Raw genomic sequence first — 21,674 nt, 5'->3', positions numbered from 1 at the left:
CATAGGAAGAAACGTAATGTCCGGACAGGCCGATCAGCCTGCCTGGGCTTTTGCGTTAGAGAGAGGAGTGACTACATATGCTTCGCCGTTTTATGGCTTATTATCGTCCTTATCGGGGACTCTTTATATTGGACTTCTCCTGTGCAATTCTGGCTGCACTGCTGGAACTTGCGTTTCCCTTGGCTGTAAACAAAGTTGTCGATCAGCTGCTTCCCGCAGGCAACTGGTCCATGATTTTATCGGCCTGTGCCGGATTACTGGGCATCTATCTGCTCAGTTCCTTTTTCCATTATGCAGTCACCTACTGGGGACATAAGCTGGGTATTAACATCGAATCCGATATGCGGCGGGAACTGTTCCAGCGTGTGCAGAAGCAATCCTTCCGCTTTTTCGATAACAACAAGACGGGGCACCTCGTCTCTCGCATGACCAATGATCTGATGGATATAGGTGAGATTGCGCATCATGGACCCGAGGATCTGTTCATTGCCCTGATGACGTTGGCCGGAGCCTTCGGCATCATGCTGGGTATCAACTGGCAACTGGCTGTCATGACCTTCATCATCGTACCACTGATGATCTTCCTGTCCCTTTATTTCAGCCGCAAAATGTCCAAAGCGTTCAAGCGTATGTTTGCGGATATTGCAGATTATAACGCACGCGTAGAGAACAATGTGAGCGGAATTCGTGTAGTACAGGCTTTTGCCAATGAAAAGCATGAAGTGAAACGTTTTGTCGAAAATAATGAACGCTTCCGTCTTACCAAACTAATCACCTACCGGATTATGGCGTGGAATTCCTCGCTCAGCTTCATTCTGATGAAATTTGTCTCGCTGTTTGTACTGGTATGCGGTACGTGGTTTGTCATTCAGGGCAGCATGACCTACGGAGAATTTATCGCCTTTGTTATGTTATCTAATGTGTTTCTTGGACCAATTCAACAGATCAATTCCGTCATCGAAACGTATCCCAAAGGCATCGCTGGATTCAGACGTTACCTGGAGCTCCTGGAGGCCGAGCCCGATGTGAATGATACACCACAAGCCAAACCCATCCCGCATGTGAAAGGCGACATCGCCTTCCATGACGTTTCATTTGCTTATGGGGAACACAAACCAACCTTGGATCAGATCAATCTGGAGATTCAGGCAGGACAAACGGTTGCGCTCGTTGGACCTTCGGGTGCAGGCAAATCTACGCTGTGTAGCCTCATTCCGCGCTTTTACGATGTGGATGCGGGGCACATCTCTATTGACGGGATTCCGGTAAAAGATATGACACTGGAGTCGTTGCGCTCCCATATCGGGATTGTGCAGCAGGATATTTTCCTGTTTGATGGGTCAATTCGTGAAAATATTGCCTACGGCAAACTGTATGCACCTGATGAAGAAATCTGGCAAGCTATCCGCCGGGCCCAACTGGAAGAGCTGGTACAATCTCAACCTGAAGGACTCGATACTCTAATTGGTGAGCGAGGCGTCAAATTATCTGGCGGACAAAAGCAACGTCTATCCATTGCTCGCATGATTTTAAAAAATCCGCCGATCCTCATACTGGATGAAGCGACCTCCGCACTTGATACCGAGACGGAAGCCGCCATTCAGTTGGCTTTATCCGAGCTGGCACAAGGACGTACAACGCTGATCATCGCCCATCGACTGGCAACGATCAGACACGCCGATCGCATTGTGGTTGTGGAGAACGGCGGCGTAGCCGAACAAGGCAGCCATGATGAACTTCTGGCACGTCAGGGCTCGTATAGCCGTTTGCATCAAGCTCAGTTTGGGTAGGTTGCGTATTATTGCGGATTATTGTGGATTGTAAAGTTTAACGAATTCCAGTCACGTTATTCCCGCAAAACCAGCGGCAGGATCGCTAATTTCGGAAATTGGCGTTAATAACACGCGCTCGGTTCGTTAAACAGTACTAACGCTAAAAAAGGATGTCCCCGTCATGTAAAATGTACCCTACAAGATGACCTTTTTTTTAAAGTGTCTATCTTATAGGGTACATTTTATTATGGGACATCCCTTTCTTTTTCAGATCCTAATCTGTGATAATCACATCAGGAATAGAGTTTTATTTTTTGACCGCATGGATGAAATGGTTGGTTTCGAAGGCAGATAACTCATCTGTGCGATTGCTGAAATATCGATCCTGTATGTCTTCTGGCGATAGATGCTCATATATAAGAAGTCCCACATCCGCCAATAACCGCTCTATCTCCTCGTAAGTGAAGCAAGATTGCATCGGCTCGCCCCCCATTGCAGCCATCTTCACCATATTTTCAACCCGGTTAAACCTTCCTTTTTCCTCAAAGAGATGCTCATCTGCATAATCCAGCACAATGGAGCTACCCGTTGGAAGATTCCAAAATACATGTCGGAGCAAGTTGGACAGATCTTCTTTGGTCAAATAATACGAAACGCCTAATAGAGTAACCATCGTCTTTCGCTTCTTCAAGCCTTCCTTAGTCAAACGTTCATACGAAGGCTCATGGGTAAAATCCATTGGCACCAAATGAAGATTGTCCGGCATGATCAACTTGGCCTGGTTCAGACGCTCCCGCTTGAATTGCTGTGTAGCTGGATAATCCACTTCAAATAGTTCTAGAGTGTCCTCCAGTTCCGGATGCCTCATAGCAAATGTATCCATCCCCGCGCCAAGAATGACAACCTGCTTCAATCCCAACACAACTTCATGAAGCAGTACATGCTCACAATAGGCGGCCCGAGCCAGTGTTATTGGTGATAACTGCACCTGGGTAATCCATTTTAAAATCGTATCCGGTTCGTCCTTGATCAGATGAGCCATGTCCGGGTTAAAAAAATGGATACCTTGAATCATATTCTCGCGAATACCCGCAAACTCTTGAGGAGTAATAAGCTCTTTAGCTATATAGTCATTGAAAATAAGCGGTGTATCGTATTGGCAATGGTAGGCTCGGCCAAAAGCCGAAATCAAGGATGTGATGCTGGACTCATTATGCTTCATATTTCATCCTCCCGTACAAACAAAAATAAGATTCCCCCTGGCCAGGAGAACCTTAGTATATACGGAATGTTTTTATATGTAAATTATAGCATAAAAAGATTTTTTTGTCAATATCAATATACGGGATGATCCGACAGATTAAAGTGACTTTCTTTGCCCCTCCACTCCAATCTGTCCTCTTCCTCCCTCATAGCATTCAATCAGAAAAAGCTAAGCGTCCAATCCGTACTCCTTCACTTCACGGTTGCGGTTCAGCACCGCATGCAGTACAAAACCAAGCACCGCAATAACCGCCGTGCCAGTCGCCAGCCACGCTACAGGAATCAGTCCCTGTTTGTCGTACATGACCCCCATTGCATACGGCCCGATAACCCGTCCAACCGCACCGATCCCACCGGAGATCCCGATGTAGAAAGGTGCCGCTCTTCCGGCATGCTCTGAGATGAATGCCGGCGTAGCAGGTGAGATCAGCATTTCCCCAAAGGTAGCCAGTACCATTGCAAGCACCATACCCGGATAGCTATACATGGTGATCATGACGATGTAGGCCATGCCATAGAACACCGCACTTGCAGTCATCTGAGCAGTCGATGTACGGGCCATCGTACGCTTGACCCAATTGGTGAAGGGTTGTCCCACAAAGATCAGCACCCCGTTCAGGGTCCAGAGCAGACCGTACATTCTTTTCTCCATACCCTCGGAAATAATATACGGAGACACACCCGTATTCCAGATGGAATTACCGAATAGCAGGAACAGCACGCCCAGGCTCATGAACAGATATAACCTGGTGTTGCCCAGTAGCGCCCAGACGCCCGGCCCACCTTGAACCGTTTTGCGTTTGGTCAGATGTACTTCGCCCTGATCCGGTTCTGCCCGCGACAGATAATACCAGAAGAAAATCGCAAACCCGGCGGAGGTCACCCCGTTCAGTACAAAGCTGAGATGATAGGAAAAGTCAGCCAGAAAACCACTGAGCGCTGTACCAATTGCCACACCGATATTGTTGGCGACATAGATCACATTGAACAATTCCCCACGTCGCTCCGCAAACCGGAAGCCAATAAAGGCTTGAATCGCTGGTAACGACAATGAACTGAATAGACCGATCCAGCCCATGGCACATATAAACACAACCCAATACGCGCTAATCCACGGCAGAGCAAACAGCCCTACGGCATTTAACGCCAGCGATCCGATGATTAGCTTCTTGACGCCCACCCGGTGGTACAATGCACCGCCGAGCAGTTGCCCGAAGATGCCGCCCAGCGACTGGATCAGAATAACAAACCCCGCGTTCGCCATCGTGCGTCCAAGCTCGTCAAATACATACATCGTGGTCAGCGGCCACATCAAAGCACTACCTGTCGCATTGACTAAACTTGCCAGCAAAAATATTTTCACTTCTTTTGGATACGTATCCAGCCATCTCATCATCTTGTTTATTCTCCTTAGTACCTTCAAAAAGCATATTGCCATAAAAAATAGACCCTTGCCCTGACGGCATAATTAGCCAGAGCGAAGGCCACTTGAATTTAGAATTTAGAATTTAGAAATTTGATTTCCGAATCTTGCTCTTTATCATTCTGCTTACGAACTATCCATTGTTCATCTTACCTGAAAAGATCCGATCTGCAAGCACATTCATTGACGCTTCACTTCGACAGTGGCCGAGAAGAATGTTGCCCCATTCCCCATGTCGGACAGACGATTGGACGTGAGCGAGTTCGCCCGCTGTTTTTTGCCATTGCCATCCCACCATAAGCCTTGACTAATCACCGTTCCTGGCAGCATGGATTCACTCACTTTGGCGGTTAGCTCGATCCGGCCACGGTCGTTCCATACGACCACCGCATCCCCGTCTTCCACCTGTCTGTGAGAGGCGTCCTCTGGGTGCATTTGCAATAATGGCATCTTCTCCAAACGTTGATGTTTGGCCGAATTGGCAAAGGTGGAATTCAGGAAATTATGGTTTGGCGGCGACAGAAACATCAGCGGATAAACATCCGCAGGTCCAGCCGGGTTTTCCCCGTCATACCCCTCCACGAGTGCACTATACGTAGGCAAAGGAGGCAATCCCTTCTGTGCCATCGTTTCCGAATACAGCTCGATTTTCCCCGAAGGCGTGGGCAACTGATCCAAATAGGAGTCATGTGCAGACATATCCAGCTTGACGAAATGATGCTGCTTCAGCCCCTCCAAGGTTACTCCGTTCATGTAGGGATTGCCCGTACCCTGAAGTGCTTCCTCGATCATCTGTTCCGGTGTCTGACCGAAAATCTCCGGGTCATACCCCATCGCCTGTCCAAGCAAAGAAAACAATTCAACATTGCTCTTGCTCTCACCCAAAGGCGCAATGACGGGCTCTTGCAAATGAACATACTGATGCCAGTAGGACGTATATAGATCCGTCGTTTCAAATGAAGACGTCGCAGGCAGCACAATATCTGCGTATTTCGCCGTATCCGTCATGAATAGGTCATGGACTACCGTAAACAGATCTTCTCGTGCAAAACCTCGCTCCACCCGCTCGGTATCTGGTGCCACCACCAGTGGATTGCTGCAGTAGACCATCAACGCCCGGATCGGCTGCTCCGCTTCCAGTAGCGCTTCGCCAATCCGGTTCATGTTCACCACGCGCGGCTCCGGGTTCTGCCGCAGCTCAGGACGCTCGAGCGCATCGCTATTGGTGCTCGCGTAGCTGTTGGTACGAATAGCGCCCCCGCCGCGCTTCAGCCACTGCCCTGTAATGGCAGGCAGACAGGCTACGCTGCGGACGTTCATGCCACCGTTGTCGTGATGCTGGAGGCCATTGCCAATATGAATATGGGCTGCCTGTGCATTGCCATAGAGCTCAGCCAGCTTCACGATGTCCGCTTCCGGCACACCTGTAATACGTGCGACACGCTCAGGGGTGTAGCTGCGGACATGATCACGCAGTGCCTCATGGCCCACGGTATATTTTTGCATAAAAGCCTCATCCGTCAGTCCCTGCTCAAACAATACATGCATTAATCCGAGTGCCAATGCACTGTCTGTACCGGGGTAGAGTGGAATGAACCAGTCTCCCCATTGGGCGGTCCGATTGCGATGGACATCAATAACGACGATTTGGGCGCCCCTTTTGCGAGCTTTCTCGGCCAGAACAACCTGATGCATATTGGTGCTGACGATGTTTCCTCCCCACACCAGAATGACATCCGCATGCTCTGTATCCTCGGGCAATGTTCCACGGTTCGCACCCATCGTATATTTCCAGCCGGTATTTCCCGCTGCATTACAGATGGTCTGTTCCAGCTTGCTCGCACCTAGCGCATTGAAAAATCGACGATCCATGCCATCCACACCAAGAATGCCCATGTTTCCATAGAAGCTGTAGGGCAGGATGCTCTCCGGTCCGTAGGTAGCTGCCAGCGAACTGAATCTCGCCGTAATCTCGCCGATGGCTTCGTCCCAACTGATTCGCTCGAACTGGCCTTCGCCCTTGGCTCCGATGCGTCGCATCGGATATTGCAGCCGCTCGGGGTGATACACCCGCTCCGTCATATTTCGGACTTTGTTACAGATGGCGCCTTTTGTAATCGGATGGTCCGGATTGCCCGCTACCTTCACGATCTTACCGTTCTCCTTATGAAGCAGCAGGCCGCAAGTATCCGGACAATCGAGCGGGCAAACTGCCGGGAATACGCCATTCTCCTGATCGATCATATACAAGTCCCTCCCCCTTCAAAGCTATCCTCATATCATATCTTCTTCCTGGTAATCGCGTAAAGAGAACAGTCTTTTTTTTACCGCCACAACCGCTCCACATTTTTTTCAAAAAAATCTTTTTTCCCTTTGATTCAATCTCGAAATTCAGGGGTAAATTAAAAATAAGGCATTAGGCTAGTGTTTCCCCACTTCCTCCTCATGCCATATCATGGACCACTCCCGAAATTCGCCATGAACAGGTTTCGTTCCCCCGAACCTTGTCATGGCGAATTTATTTTGCGTGGATATTTTTACATTAAAAAAAGCGATTCCTCTCCCGTCCATCACAGCAGACAGCCATGACTTGAACGAGATCAGAATCGCCTCTCCTGTTTACTTTGCACTCGTCTTTTCATTCGTTTTCGCACTTGTACCACGTTTACAACGCTACTCAATTACTCGGCAAAATTCCGCTACGCCTGCTTGCTCCACATCGGTCTGGCTTCCGTTTCCACAGGCTGGGCCGCCGCCATGGCCACCTCAGGCTTCACTTCCGGCTCATGCTTGCGCAGGTACACCATCCAGTAAGCAGCTGCAACAAACAGCGCCCCTCCCGTCAGGTTGCCAAGCCATACCGGAATGAAATTCATGACGTATTGTCCCCACGAATAATGCCCTTCGAAGATCGCCGCTGGAATCAGGAACATGTTAGCGACAACGTGCTGAAATCCAATAGCCACAAAGGCCATCGTTGGGAACCAAATGCCCAATACTTTTCCACTCATCGTATCCGATGCGTAGGACAGCCATACTGCGAGAGCTACCAGCCAGTTACACCCGATCCCGGATATAAAAGCCTGAAGGAAGCTATCATCCAGCTTGTGTCCAGCCATATCCACCACTTTCGTCAAATAAGCCCCCTCTGCCGTCAGTCCGAGCACATGCCCAAACGCGTAGGCCACAAAGATCGCCCCAAGGAAATTACCTATCGTGACTAAGGTGAGATTCTTCAGCATGTTGCCTGCGGACAGTTTGCGTGCAATCGTCGCGAGTGGAACGGCCATCATATTACCTGTCAGCAGTTCCCCGCCGCCAATCAGCACCAATATTAAACCTACCGGGAACACTGCTGCACCAATCAGATTAACCAAGCTGCCCCACTCGGCCGGAGCAGAGGCAATGACCCGAATATCCAGCAGAAATCCAAGCGCAATAAAAGCGCCCGCCAGAAAACTGAGTATCAATACGGAGGACACTGGATTCTGGGCTTTCTTCATCCCCGTATGCGCCGTATATTGTGCAACCTCAAGAGGTGTTTTTGCTGCCATAACGATCCTCTCCTTCACAGTTCATGAACATCATAATTCAACCTGTTTTGTTGATATGTTCATTGTATCGCGAAGGTTTCAAGAGGTTTGTTACTTTTATCACAAAGTCTGAAAACTACATTTTAATATTTCCGTTGTGTCTTGCTTGATATCCAAAAAAAACAAAAAAGAACTACCGCAGAATGAATGCGGCAGTTCTCCCATATTTATGGTTATACCATTGCTGGTGTTTTTACTTCTACTGGTGGCAGCGCCTGAAGACCAGCCGAATTCAGGAAGTTCCACGGTTTGTTGTAATGTGGCTGGAAGAAGAAGTCGACGAAGGCCAGCTCATCTACCGTCATGTTGTTCTGGATGCAGACAGAGATCGTATTGATCGACTGTGTCAGATCAGCCTGTGACATCACCTGCGCACCAACAATGCGGCGTGTAGCCTGTTCATAGATTACTTTGAGCAGCAGCTTCTCTGCCGTTGGCATGAACTCTGGACGGTAAGCATCTTCAAGCGTTACAGCTTCAACCACCAGACCCTCATCCGCAGCAGATGCTTCCGTCAAGCCTGTGCCTGCAATATTTTGTTCATAAATTTTAATACCTGATGTGCCTTGTGTACCCATGTACCGTGTCGTAGGACGAACCAGGTTCCGTGCTACGAGCGTACCCATCCGCACCGCATTAGTTGCCAGTGGAATGTACGCTGCCTTGCCAGTTGGGTTGTAATGAATTGCACAGCTGTCTCCGGCAGCGAAGACGTCTTTTTGGCTGGTTTGCATATATTTATCCACGATGATTGCGCCGTTCGGCAGCATATCCACTTGGCCTTTGAGCAGCTCGGTATTTGGACGGAAACCAATGCACAGAATAACGAGGTCTGTATCGAACTCTCCTTTGGAGGTAATGACCTTGTTCACTTTGCCATTTTCTCCGGTAAACTTCTGAACAGTTTGGCCCAGCGCCAGCTTGATGCCGTGTCCAGTCAACGTTTCTTCAATGGCATCCGTGAACTCGGGGTCTAGATATTTGTTCAAAATCCGGTCCACACTATCGATCAGTGTAACTTCCTTGCCGTTCATTTGGAAAGCCTCCACCAGCTCGATGCCGATATACCCTGCTCCTACCACGGTAATACGTTTGGCATGTTTGGCTTTCTCAATAATCGTGTTGGAATGGTTGTAGTTTTTGCATAATAAAATGTTGTCCATCTCGATGCCTTCCAGCTTCGGTACGACAGGCCAGGAACCCGTGGTCACGATCAGCTTGTCAAAGGTATCTTCGAATTCTTCCCCTGTTTTCAAGTTTTTAGCCTGAAGTTTGTGACCCGCAGCATCTACTGACGTCACTTCATGAAGCATTTTGGTAACGACACCGAGCTCGGCCAGTTGGTTTGGCGAAGAATAGAACAGTCCATCTGGATCTTTCACCACGCCACCAACATAAAGCGCAATGCCACATGATAAGAAGGAGATGTTGTCATTGCGCTCATACACTGTAATGGTAGCATCCGGGTACAATTTGGCGGTGTTAACGATAGCTGCGGTTCCTGCATGTGTACATCCGATAACTGCGATTTTCATGATAAGGTTCCCCCTTGGAGTATAAAATATAAGAAATTCTCATCCATTTATTATTAGTTGCTGAATTACTGAAAATAGGCTGCGGCACTTGCTTTAACAGTTGTGAACAAATTCACTAATCAACTTAGAGAATAAATGTGAAAATATTCACTACCAACTTGTCATCTTTGTGATTAATTTCACTTCATGCACTCATTATAATGTGAACTTTTTCACATTTCAAGTCTTTTCTCAAATAAATTTAAATCTTGATCTATTTGTAACGCCTTCTGCCCTACTCATCATTCATCGCATGAAGCAAAGTATGCCCGCATTTGTCGGGGATTATGCCTTTTTCACGCTCTTGCAGACAGGAATAAAAAAGTGTATTCGAGCAGCTTCCACCGCTGCCAAACGCTGTTATACTAGTACCACGGAAGACGGTAACGCTAATGTGCATTTCAATGAGTCTTCTCCCGAAAGGAAGGATTACACCATGCTGAGAGCCGTTGTATGTGATGATGAATCCATCGTTATTCAGGGTCTGCAAGGAATGATCGACTGGACAAGGTATGGAATCGAGTTGGTTGGGACCGCTGGGGACGGACTATCTGCGCTCCGAATAGTCCAGGAGCTTCAGCCTGACATTATTCTTACCGATATTCGCATGCCTGGATTGAATGGACTTGAATTGATCGAGAAGCTTACAGCTATTCATCCCGATATTGCCTGTATTGTCTTCAGCGGCTTTAATGAATTTGATTATGTAAGGCGTGCCATCCATTTGGGCGTTATCGATTATCTGGAGAAACCCATTACGATTGAACATGTTGAACAGGCACTGGTAAAAACGGTTGATCGGCTTAAGCGTCATCAGACTCTTGTTACACTTCAAAACCAGTGGTCAACCGGAAAACAGGAGCTGTTGGAAAAGGCAACGATGGATCTCATGGTTCTCGGAAGTGAGGCTATCCCAAAGTGGAAGGAACTGTTCGGCCCGGAGGCCGACCAGATTACAGAAATTCGCGCAGTCGCTCTGAGTTCCCCGATCTCCCCTCCTGAGCCTGATTGTCCCGGTTATCAATACATACGTACAGGAACTGGAGGGGATTATGTTCTGGCTATGTTCCCTGTCATGCCTGCTGTCGAAGGATATGTATCTGTAACCATCAATGAAATTCATTCCACGCTGTCACCTTTGTCGGATTGCAGCCCTCTCGTTATCGGGATAGGCAATGCGTATTCGCTCCATCAGGCACAGCAAAGTTACCAGGAGGCCCGCAAGGCGTTACGACATGCTCGATTCACCGGGCAGCCCTGCGTCGCATATTCGGATATGGTCCAGATAGAACAGTCTGTCGTGGATGTTATGACGCAGCATAGAAACGACCTCGAGCTGTGTCTGCGAACCCGTGACCGCCGAGCACTGATGATGGCCTTGGATCAGTTCCAGGCCTGGAGCAAGACTTCGCAGATTGGACCTGAACCGATCGAAAAAGAATCGCTGCGACTTATCTACATAGCGCTGGATACAGCCCGTAAACAAGGGGGTGACCCCATTGCCCTCTCTCCTGCACTTGAACAGATTCATGGCTTGCATACACGAGATGCCATGTTCGATTGGCTTCGCGAGCAATTGGACCTCGTTTTTCAGGCTGTCACTGAACCGAATGTAACATCCAGGCACCCTGCTATTTTGAAAGCGCTATCTTATATGAAAGAGCATTATTCCTCTGATATCTCATTACAGGAGGTTGCACAATATGCCGAATTAAATCCGACTTATTTCAGCCTTCTCTTCAAAGAACAGACGGGAACATCCTATATTAAGTATTTGACCCATATGCGGATTGATCTTGCGAAGTCCATGCTGTCTCAAGGATTACGTGTCCATGAAACAGGTACAAGGGTCGGGTACCCCAATTATAGACATTTCACCGACACCTTCAAGAAAATAACGGGTATAACCCCTGGGGAGTACAGAAGCAGTTGTGAAGAAGACAGATCTCATCAGGAGCGTGAGAAATGATGAAGCAATGGCTGAATACGTTATTTATGCCACGCATTAGACGCGTCCGTACCCGTTTTCTGATCGCCATGATTATGCTCTCCCTGCCCTCCCTGTTTCTGCTCGGCTTCATCTCCTACAATGTTGCCAAACACACCCTGGTTGAGATTAGCACACAGACAAACCGGGAGCAGCTGCAGATGTCAGGCGAAGTAGCCGATCTGCTGTTCAAAACAATTAATAATCTGCATATGTCCATTGTCATGAATGATGGCATTAAGGATGCTCTTCGCGGCAGCAATGCACAAGGAGGCAAGCAAACCGCGGACGGCGTAACACTCCAGCGTCTCAAAAGCGTTCTGAGCAGCAGCACCATTGACAGCAAATATATTTCATCCGTCTGCCTGCTTGATCTTAATTTTCGCACGTATTGCGAGGGGCGATCGGATGAGGCAGGCATCTACGAAATTCCAGACAAAGATAGCGCCATTACCGCTTCGGATTGGTATTCGCGTGCCGTTACAGCCAAAGGAAAAATTGTATATTATCATTCGGATGTGTTTGGCACCTCTGATGACTCCTTCTCTACTGTCAAGCTATTCCGGGACGCAGACGACCCGGAGGGAAGGACGATTGGACTGCTTATTATCAACATTTCGGACGGGATCTTCAACAAAATTTTCAGCACCAGCCACTATGGCTCTTACTTGGCTCTGGACACTGCACAAACGAAGACTCAGTCGGTATACGGCACAAACACCGGATGGGAATCGGATTCAGGCACCATGCCAAGTGTCATCCAAAGTCTGGAGCATGAAGGATACCTGGTAAACACATATCGCAATAGCGTGACGGGCTGGACGTTCATTCACATGGTCGAATCCAGCGAATTGTTGAAACAATCCCGTTCAATTGGCTGGGCAACAACACTTATCGCCACCTTCATCGGCATTATAGCGCTTGTCTCCTCCTACACCATCTCAGGCACCATTACACGGCCGTTACTGAGGTTGAAGAAAATGATGGTGGACTGGACGCTCGGCCATAGCAAATTCCCTGAACGATTTGCCCCGGACGAAGTGGGCGTCATTGCCGAAACCTTCAGGCGAGTGGCCATGGAAAGGGACGAACTGAACGAACGCCTGCTGCAATCCAAACTTAAAGAGCGTGAGGCAGAGCTTCGAGCTCTTCAATCACAGATCAAGCCTCACTTTTTGTACAATACCCTCGATTCGATCTACTGGATGGCCACGCTGAAGCAAGACACGGCTATTGCCCAAATGGCCGTATCCCTGTCCGAAAGCTTCAAGCTCAGCCTGAACAAAGGACAGGAACGTATCCCGGTGTACAAGGAGCTCAAGCATATTGAGCATTATTTGAATATTCAGCGCATCCGCTTTGGTGAACGGTTCACTTACATTGAAGAGGTGGACGACGCAATCAAGGGAATGTGCATGATGAAGCTTATGCTGCAACCTCTGGTGGAAAATGCAATTTATCACGGTCTGGAGCCCAAAGTGGGGGAAGGCACCTTGCGTTTGACCGGAATTCTGGATGAGGGATATATGCTGTTTACAGTGGAGGATAACGGTGTCGGCATGAAGGATATATCCAGCACCCAACAAGGCTTCGGATTGCGCAATGTGCAGGAGAGACTGGATCTAACCTATGGTGCAAACAGTACATTTCAGGTGGAAAGTGAATTAGGACATGGCACCCGGGTCATCCTCCGCTTTCCCGCCACCTAAAAAAAACTGACATTCACCCAAATAATAGAGCGCTTACATATAAATGATCGCTCCCTTAACATATAAGCATCGGCAGCGCCTACCTTTTGGTAGCTATCGAAAATCTCAACAAGGGGATGAGAATATGTTTAAGAGAAAAACGGACTCCACATTTGCCCTACCGAGAAGCAGGCAGCGTTCGAAGCCCGCTATACTAATCTGCGCCATGGCCATGCTGGCAGCTGTGCTGTCCGCCTGCTCCGGTACAACGGAGAGTAGTTCCAGCTCCTCCAGCGGAAGCTCGAGCAATTCACAGGAGCAAGTTACCCTCACCCTGCTTGTGGACAATTCACAGGATGCTGTAAACCAGACCAATGCTTACATCAGCGCTTTTCAAAAACTGAATTCGGATATCAAAATCGAGCTGGAGACCCGTCCTAACGGTTCAGAGGGAGACAACACCGTGAAGACCCGGCTCGCCACCGGAGATATGGCTGATGTGTTTTTCTATAACTCCGGCTCTCTGATGCAGGCGCTGTCCCCTGAGAAAAATCTGCTCGACCTGACGGATGAACCACTTATGGACAACATTATGGATGCCTTTAAACCAGCGGTAACCTATAAAGAACGCATCTATGGTGTACCCTCGGGCTCCACTACCGCCGGAGGCTGGTTCTACAATAAAAAAATCTACAGCCAGCTCAACCTGACGGTACCCAAGACATGGAACGAGCTAATGGAGAACAGCAGTAAGATCAAAGCCGCGGGCATTACCCCCGTCATCGGAACCTATAAGGATTCCTGGACCTCTCAACTGGTCGTTTTAGCCGATTATTACAACATTCAGACCCAGGTACCGGATTTCGCTAATCAGTTTACATCCCATCAGGCGACAATTGCAGGCACACCTGCCACACTGCGCAGCTTCGAGAAGCTTCAGGAACTGCATGACCAGAACTTCATGAACAAGGATTTCCTAGCAACGACTTACGATTCCGGATTAAAAATGCTGGCCGAGGGCAAGGGAGCACAATATCCAATGCTATCCTCCGCTATTCCAGCCGTGGCTCAAAACTTCCCCGATCAAATAGAGGATATCGGTTTCTTCGCCCAGCCAGGGGACGATGCATCAGCTAACGGCCTGACGATCTGGCTTCCAGGCGGAGCATACATCTACAAAGAAAGTGAGCACATCGAGGAAGCCAAAAAGTTTCTGGCCTTTATTGCATCGGTCGAAGGAACAGAGACTGTAGCTGCGGCATCCTCCCCTACCGGACCCTTCCTTATTCAGGGGGCCTCGATTCCCGATAGTGTGCCTACCGTTGTTAAGGAAATGCTGCCGTATTTCGATTCGAACCAGACGGCACCTGCGTTGGAATACCTCTCACCCGTCAAAGGCCCAAGCCTGGAGCAGATTACCGTCGAGGTTGGCTCAGGCATCAAAACGGCTGCAGAAGGCGCTGCCGCCTATGACAAGGATGTTGAGAAACAGGCTAAGCAGCTTGGATTGGATGGATGGTAGAATCGATCTACGTTCATTTCATAAGAAATCCAGTTAACCCAGAGGAGAGAACGATGTGAATAAAACCGTCAAACAGACGTATTCTTATTGGTTTTTGCTGCCGGCGGCACTCGTCTATCTGGTGATCTTCATTTTGCCGACGGCCTTGTCCTTCTTCTTCAGTCTGACACGATGGAATCTGACCGAATGGAAATTCATCGGGCTTGAGAACTTCGTTACCTTCTTTCAAGAGCAATCCCTCAGCATCGGATTCAAAAATACATTGATTTACGCCGTGGTGACCTGTGCTCTTAAAGTGGTCATCGGTCTGCTGCTAGGTGTGGTACTGACGTCCAAAATCCGCTCCAAAAGCTATCTGCGCTCCGTCATATTTTTCCCGACCCTGATCAGTACGATAGCTGTTGGCATTGCCTTTAGCGCTATGATGCATCCGACAGAAGGGATCATTAACTCGGGCCTCGCCTTGCTCGGTATAGAGGGACCGGATTGGCTGGGAGACATTAGACTCGCCCTGCTCTCGGTAGCTTTTGTAGATGTGTGGAAAGGCCTCGGCTTCGCTACCGTTATCTATATTGCAGGCATTCTCAGTATCCCGGAAGAATACTATGAAGCTCTGCAGATGGATGGAGGCAACGGCTGGCACAAATTCTGGAACATTATTGTACCACTTTGCCGCCCAGCTACACATTCGGTCATTATCCTGTCCTTTATCGGCGGATTGCGTTCCTTCGACCTGATCTGGACGATGACCAAGGGAGGCCCTGGCTTCACCACCGACCTCATTGCTTCCATTATCTATAAACAATACCAGGGAGGCTTTTACGGTCTTGCCACGGCAGGCAATGTGATTCTCTTCATCCTGGTCACACTGCTCGCCTTGCCACTGTATTCCTATATGAATCGAAAGGAGGCCGAACTGTGAAGCTGCATCGCGCTCGCAACTGGATACTGGAAGCAGCGGGAGTGCTGTTCACTATCGTTGCTTTCTGGATACCGTTCTATTTCATCATCACCAACGCTGCCAAGGACGTGAAGGAATCATCACTGCTCAATCTGTCGCCGCCCACCGTGTTCCAGTTGTGGGATAACATACGAACCGTAGTCTCGGCCCGCGACTTCATGCTGATTCGTGCCTTCTTTAACAGCACTGTACTAACTGTTGCTTCCATCGCCTTCATTATTGTTTTGTGTGCCATGGCTGCATACGTTATTCAGCGAAGACGTGACCGTCTTACACCGCTGTTCAATTTTCTTGTGCTCGCAGGACTCATTATCCCTCCGGCCATCGTACCGACAATCTGGGTACTGGATGGACTGGGGCTGTTCAAAACACTGCTGGGACTGATTCTCGTGGAGGTTGCACTGGGTTTGCCATTTGCAATCATTCTGTACCGGGGCTTTATGTCGGCGATACCGCGGGAATTGGATGAGGCGGCTGTGATCGATGGATGCAGCGGCATACGGCTGTTCTTCAGCATCATTCTGCCCCTGCTTCAGCCGGTAACAGCCACGGTAATCGTCCTGTCCTCCGTTACCATTTTCAATGATTTTACGAATCCACTCTATTTTTTGCCTGGCTCCAAAAATGCGACCGTCCAGCTGACCATGTACAACTTCCAGAGCCAGTATGTGACGCAGTACAACCTGTTGTTCACGAATATTCTGCTTATTACTCTGCCGCCGCTTGTCCTGTTTCTGTTCTTCAATAGACAGATTGTATCAGGCATGACGGCAGGCTCCGTCAAGGGCTGACCTTCAATATACAAATACCCGAATGATACGGGTCCTGGGAGGAATTATGTATGTCTGATCTTCTTATTGAAACCTTAACCTGTGAATACAGGGAGCATTGCCTGGGTACAGATGTCCGTCGCCCACGTTTCAGTTGGATCACACAGTCAGCTCGGCGAGGAGTTATACAATCAGCTTACAGAATCCAGCTGACAGCAGGGCATGACTTCGAAGCTCCCTTGTGGGATACAGGTCAAGTGATCTCATCGAATTCCGTTCATATCGAATATGCTGGTCCAGAGCTTCAGCCGCGAACCGCCTACCAGTTCAGAGTCCAAGTCTGGGATAACAATGGAATTGAGTCAGATTGGAGTGCGCCTGGTCAACTGGAAACAGCTTTATACAGCTCGAATGCCTGGCAAGCGAAGTGGATCACGCCCGATACATCCCGGATTGAGGCTGATGCACACCCTGCCTTTCTGCTGAGGCGTGAATTTGGCCTGCGTTCATCCTCCCCTGTCGTGTCTGCCCGGGTCTATTCTACCGCTGCTGGCTTATACGAACTGTACATCAACGGTTCGAAAGTATCCGCAGATCTGCTGACACCGGGCTGGACCAGCTACCATCATCGACAACAGTACCAGACCTATGACGTGACTTATCTGCTGCATCAGGATGCCAACGCAATAGGGGTCATGCTGGGAGATGGCTGGTACCGTGGCGGGCTTGGATTTGAGGGAAGAAACTATATGTATGGGGAGAATCGCGCCGTACTGATTCAACTGCATATCCGCCATGAGGATGGCACGGAATCCGTTGTAATATCCGACGCCGACTGGCGATGCTGCTTGGCGCCGATCCTGTACAGCAACATCTACCATGGAGAAACGTATGACGCTAGGCTGGAGCAAAGTGGCTGGATGAACCCGGCCTTTGACGATACGCAATGGGTCGAGGCTGAGCAACTGGATTTATCCTATGATCATCTGGTTGCCCAAGAGAATGTACCCACCCGAGTCACAGAGGTCGTGAAGCCGATTCAATACCTGTTAACACCTGCGGGTGATCATGTGCTCGACATGGGACAGAACATGGTTGGGCGGATTCGGTTACAGGTTAAGGCCCCTGCTGGGACGCAAATTGAACTTCGACATGCCGAAGTACTTGATCGGGATGGCAATATTTATTTTGGCAACCTGCGTCCGGCGAGACAGACGGTGACTTATATTACCAAGGGTGAAGGTACGGAAGCATATGCCCCCTACTTTACCTTCCAGGGATTCCGTTACGTCAAGGTTGAGGGATTCCCTGGTTCGGAGCAGGGACTGCCCTTGGACGCATTTCAGGGAGAGGTCATTCATTCGGATATGGCCTCAACAGGTGACTTTGCATGCTCGGATGAGCGGATTAATCAGCTTCAAAGCAACATACGCTGGGGGCAAAGAGGAAATTTCGTTGATGTGCCTACCGATTGTCCACAGCGGGATGAACGATTGGGCTGGACTGGTGATGCCCAGGTATTCATCGGCACCGCCCTGTTCAATTATCACGGCGGACCGTTCTTTACCAAATGGCTGCGAGATGTAAAGGCCGAGCAGCATTTGGATGGCGGTATTCCATTTGTCGTGCCGGACATTATCGGCGGAGCCAGTTCGGCAGCCTGGGGAGATGCAGCCGTCATCTGTCCATGGACCATCTATCAATTTTACGGTGACCTTAGGCTTCTTGCAGAACAATATGACAGCATGAAACGCTGGGTCGACTATATCCGTGTCCAAGGTGATAACGAATTTCTGTGGAATACCGGATTCCACTTCGGAGACTGGCTGGGGCTGGACGCGAAGGAGAACAGCTATAAAGGGGCGACACCGGAAGATCTGATTGCCACCGCTTTCTATGCCCATTCGACGCGGCTGGTACGGGATACGGCAAGTATACTTGGTAATGAAGAAGATGCACGGCAATACGGGGAGTTGCTTGAGAATATTGTTCAGTCCTATCGGGATGAGTATATGACGCCGACAGGTCGGGTCGGCGTTCCTACACAGACAGCTCATGTGCTCACTCTGATGTTTGATCTGGCAGAGCCGTTATTACAGCAGCGCGTGGCCGCAGACCTCAACGATCTGATTATTCAAAATGACTACCATCTGACGACCGGGTTTGTTGGAACGCCATATCTGTGCTTTGCACTCTCAGGCAACGGTTACCATAGCACGGCGGTCCGATTGCTCATGCAGGACAGCTATCCTGGATGGCTGTACTCCGTCTCCAAAGGCGCGACCACGATCTGGGAGCATTGGGACAGCATCAAGGAAGACGGCTCCTTCTGGAGCGATGACATGAATTCCTTTAACCACTATTCCTATGGAGCTGTTGGCGAATGGATGATCCGCAACATTGCCGGTCTGGACATGGTTGCCCCCGGCTTCAGGGAGGTACGGATTGAACCATTATTCGGCGCGAATCTGCTCACTCATGCCAGCGCCTGGCATCAGACCCCTTACGGTAAGCTGGAGTCAGGCTGGCACGTCCGGGGCAAGGAAATGGAAGTGAGCGTCAGCCTGCCTGTTAATACAACTGGCCGAATCATTCTCCACGGCGCAAAGCTCGACTCCTTGCAAGAGGGCGGAAAAGCTGTCGCAGGCAGGGAGGGCATCACTTCCGCTAAAGAGACCTCCTCCGGCGTAGAGCTGATTGCAGGCTCGGGAAGCTACACTTTTATTTACGAGTACGGCGACCTGTTTGCGGAAAGCTACACTGAAAAAACAAGATTAAATGAGCTGCTTATGGACCCTCATGCGAGAGAAGTCGTAGAACGACATGCGCCTCAATTATTGACCGGAGCTACCCATAACATCGTACGCACTCCCTCCTTCCGTGAGATTAGGGAAAATGGCATGTTCCAGATGTCACCGGACATACTGGATGCCATTCTGGAGGAACTATCTGCAAATCCCTCATCCAAAGAAAACGTTGAGATGTGATGAAGCTTGGTACAACATGGCTTTCATATAAATATGACTCAAGTCAATTCTCTTGAAATGAAATGGATGTTATCTATTAATCCACCCATCTAGGCATGATGTTCATCAAAAAAGCCTGTCCTCCAAAATAGGAGGCAGGCTTGTCTGTTTCTATGGATGTTACCGATTATCCCAGAAGCTTTTCAATCTCTGCAGTCATGGCTTCAGGGGATTCTTTTGGTTCAACACGCCCTACAACTTCACCTTCACGATTCACGAGGAACTTGGTGAAATTCCATTGGATGCTGTCGTCTTCGCCAACACCAGGTTGCTGCTCACGCAGATACTTGAACAATGGATGCGCATCTTCACCATTTACGTCGACCTTGGCAAACACCGGGAAATTAACGCCATAGTTGATTTGGCAGAAGGATTCTGCTTCCTCGCTGGTACCCGGCTCCTGACCTCCGAACTGGTTACAAGGGAATCCCAGTACAACCAAGCCTTGATCACGATAGCGATCATAGAGCTTCTGCAATTCACCGTATTGTGGAGTCAGTCCACACTTGCTGGCTGTATTGGCGATCACCAACACTTTGCCTTGATACAGATCGAGTGGAACTTCCTGATTTGCGGTCGTTACCGCCTGATACGAATATACGGACATGACTGATTCCTCCCATGAGTATGATGTAGGTTGGGCTGCTATATGTACTGTACCGAATGACCATACGGCACACAGCCTGTCTCTATATTATAGACCTGAGGCGATCAATTACCAAATCTTTGATTACACCCTGCTCAAGTTTATTCGCAGAACAACAATTCCTCCATCAACATGGGCAGACCTTTCGCCAATCGTACCGGTTGTTACTCATCCACATTCCCGTAACCAGGTGTAGTTGATTGCTCCCATTCCTGTAGACCTCCTGGAATGCGAATAAGCCGCGTGCATCATGCACAGCGGCTTCATTCTATCGTTTAGGACCACCTATGGCCCGTTTCATTAACTTCCTGTTGCATGACGAACGCGTTGCTCTGTCCGTCCTCCAGCATGAACCATTGCACTGTTCATGACCACTTGTTCTGGAGGTGCTGATTGCTGACGTTCACCCGCAAGGGCGTAAGGCAAGCAGAGCGGTACACCGGAACGCGGATCAATCACAATATCAGCTTCAATGTTAAATACTTCGCGAAGCACATCGGAGTTCATAACCTCTACAGGTGAACCTGTAGCGATGGCTTTACCTTTTTTAATACCAATCATGTGATGCGCATAACGGGAAGCATGGTTCAAGTCATGCACAACCATAACGATCGTACGGTTTGCTGTCGCATTCAGCTGCTCCAGCAATTGCAGTACTTCAAGCTGGTGAGCCATATCCAGGAACGTCGTCGGCTCGTCCAGGAACAGAATGTCTGTCTCCTGTGCAAGAGCCATGGCAATCCAGGCACGTTGACGCTGTCCACCGGACAATTGATCGATTGGACGATCATGGAACTCCGTCATGCCTGTCACTTCAATTGCCCATTCAATCATGCGTTTGTCTTCAGCACGCATCGATCCAAAACCTTTTTGATAAGGGAACCGTCCGTAGGACACCAGTTCGGTTACGGTAAGTCCTTCGGGCGCTGTTGGATTTTGTGGCAAAATCGCAAGCTGCTTGGCTACTTCACGCGTGGACTGCTTATGGATGGACTTCCCGTCGAGCAATACACTACCTGCTTTTGGATTCATGATCCGTGCCATCGTTTTCAGGATGGTAGACTTCCCTGAACCATTGGCTCCAACAAGTGCTGTAATTTTTCCTTGGGGAATTTGAATATTCAGATCTTCAACAATCAGTCTTTCCTCATAAGCGATATCCAACTTGGACGTCTCCAGACGAAACATGCGATCATCCCTCTCTCATTTATCCCGGTTATGTATTCCGGCTATGACAACGAAAACGAAATTGTAGTTCAGCGTATTTCCGGCGCAACAAGATCTTATACTCTAAAGATACTGATAATCATTATCATTTGTCAACACTAAATACTTAATTCCTTGACGGTTAAGAGCTATTTTTGAGATATTTTACTAGAAATCGGTCAGATTGTCCGCACTTTATGTGAGAGCTTTTCTCATCGTGTACGTGCATTTCATCGCTTTGCG

The 21,674-nt window shown here is 49.0% G+C and carries 15 protein-coding genes; 8 read left to right on the top strand and 7 right to left on the bottom strand.

All coding sequences use genetic code 11. The features are described from left to right. Window positions 1–77 precede the first annotated feature (77 nt). Window positions 78–1,790, top strand: coding sequence for an ABC transporter ATP-binding protein (locus BMW94_RS04875; protein ID WP_090995081.1), 1,713 nt, complete (start codon window positions 78–80; stop codon window positions 1,788–1,790). Window positions 1,791–2,079: 289 nt separating this feature from the next. Here BMW94_RS04875 and BMW94_RS04870 read toward each other — a convergent pair whose 3' ends face one another. The 5 genes from BMW94_RS04870 to BMW94_RS04850 all read right to left on the bottom strand — a co-directional run bounded on the left by BMW94_RS04870 (window position 2,080) and on the right by BMW94_RS04850 (window position 9,586). Beyond that, on the bottom strand, window positions 2,080–2,994 hold the full coding sequence (locus BMW94_RS04870; protein ID WP_090995078.1) for a class I SAM-dependent methyltransferase: 915 nt from the start codon (window positions 2,992–2,994) through the stop codon (window positions 2,080–2,082). Between the two features lie 210 nt (window positions 2,995–3,204). Further along, window positions 3,205–4,428, bottom strand: a complete 1,224-nt coding sequence (locus tag BMW94_RS04865) for an MFS transporter (protein WP_090995223.1) — start codon at window positions 4,426–4,428, stop codon at window positions 3,205–3,207. A 210-nt stretch (window positions 4,429–4,638) separates the two neighbouring features. Beyond that, window positions 4,639–6,702 (bottom strand): molybdopterin-containing oxidoreductase family protein, encoded by a 2,064-nt coding sequence (locus tag BMW94_RS04860; protein ID WP_090995075.1) that lies wholly within the window; start codon window positions 6,700–6,702, stop codon window positions 4,639–4,641. A gap of 455 nt (window positions 6,703–7,157) precedes the next feature. Then, window positions 7,158–8,012: a formate/nitrite transporter family protein gene (locus BMW94_RS04855; RefSeq protein ID WP_072733667.1), complete on the bottom strand. Its 855-nt coding sequence runs from the start codon at window positions 8,010–8,012 to the stop codon at window positions 7,158–7,160. A 212-nt stretch (window positions 8,013–8,224) separates the two neighbouring features. Beyond that, window positions 8,225–9,586 (bottom strand): FAD-dependent oxidoreductase, encoded by a 1,362-nt coding sequence (locus tag BMW94_RS04850; protein ID WP_090995072.1) that lies wholly within the window; start codon window positions 9,584–9,586, stop codon window positions 8,225–8,227. Between the two features lie 475 nt (window positions 9,587–10,061). Here BMW94_RS04850 and BMW94_RS04845 point away from each other — a divergent pair, with 475 nt between their 5' ends. From BMW94_RS04845 to BMW94_RS04820, 6 genes are all read left to right on the top strand, one after another. Continuing rightward, entirely contained in the window at window positions 10,062–11,594 is a 1,533-nt protein-coding gene (locus tag BMW94_RS04845) for a response regulator (RefSeq protein ID WP_175480580.1), read from the top strand. Further along, entirely contained in the window at window positions 11,591–13,321 is a 1,731-nt protein-coding gene (locus BMW94_RS04840; RefSeq protein WP_254790114.1) for a cache domain-containing sensor histidine kinase, read from the top strand. Before BMW94_RS04845 ends, BMW94_RS04840 begins: the two co-directional genes overlap by 4 nt. Before the next feature lie 124 nt (window positions 13,322–13,445). Beyond that, a complete protein-coding gene (locus BMW94_RS04835; protein ID WP_254790113.1) occupies window positions 13,446–14,822 on the top strand; it encodes an ABC transporter substrate-binding protein in 1,377 nt (458 codons plus the stop codon). A gap of 55 nt (window positions 14,823–14,877) precedes the next feature. Beyond that, window positions 14,878–15,744 carry a carbohydrate ABC transporter permease gene (locus BMW94_RS04830; RefSeq protein WP_090995067.1) on the top strand — a complete coding sequence of 289 codons (867 nt, stop codon included), beginning with the start codon at window positions 14,878–14,880 and terminating at the stop codon, window positions 15,742–15,744. 2 nt (window positions 15,745–15,746) lie between these two features. Then, entirely contained in the window at window positions 15,747–16,574 is an 828-nt protein-coding gene (locus tag BMW94_RS04825) for a carbohydrate ABC transporter permease (RefSeq protein WP_090995213.1), read from the top strand. A gap of 50 nt (window positions 16,575–16,624) precedes the next feature. Further along, window positions 16,625–19,540: an alpha-L-rhamnosidase gene (locus tag BMW94_RS04820; protein WP_090995064.1), complete on the top strand. Its 2,916-nt coding sequence runs from the start codon at window positions 16,625–16,627 to the stop codon at window positions 19,538–19,540. Window positions 19,541–19,706: 166 nt separating this feature from the next. On the opposite strand, the gene BMW94_RS04815 is transcribed toward BMW94_RS04820, so the two are convergent. Then, window positions 19,707–20,186, bottom strand: coding sequence for a glutathione peroxidase (locus tag BMW94_RS04815; RefSeq protein WP_090995061.1), 480 nt, complete (start codon window positions 20,184–20,186; stop codon window positions 19,707–19,709). Between BMW94_RS04815 and BMW94_RS30105 the strand changes: the two genes are divergently transcribed. Continuing rightward, window positions 20,185–20,421, top strand: a complete 237-nt coding sequence (locus tag BMW94_RS30105) for a hypothetical protein (protein ID WP_139209298.1) — start codon at window positions 20,185–20,187, stop codon at window positions 20,419–20,421. The genes BMW94_RS04815 and BMW94_RS30105 overlap by 2 nt on opposite strands. Window positions 20,422–20,525: 104 nt before the next feature. On the opposite strand, the gene BMW94_RS04810 is transcribed toward BMW94_RS30105, so the two are convergent. After that, window positions 20,526–21,413, bottom strand: a complete 888-nt coding sequence (locus tag BMW94_RS04810; RefSeq protein ID WP_090995058.1) for an ABC transporter ATP-binding protein — start codon at window positions 21,411–21,413, stop codon at window positions 20,526–20,528. Window positions 21,414–21,674: the final 261 nt, after the last annotated feature.

Source organism: Paenibacillus sp. OK003 (genome assembly GCF_900109515.1).
Taxonomy (GTDB): domain Bacteria; phylum Bacillota; class Bacilli; order Paenibacillales; family Paenibacillaceae; genus Paenibacillus; species Paenibacillus marchantiae.
This window is presented reverse-complemented; position numbering and strand designations above follow the sequence as displayed.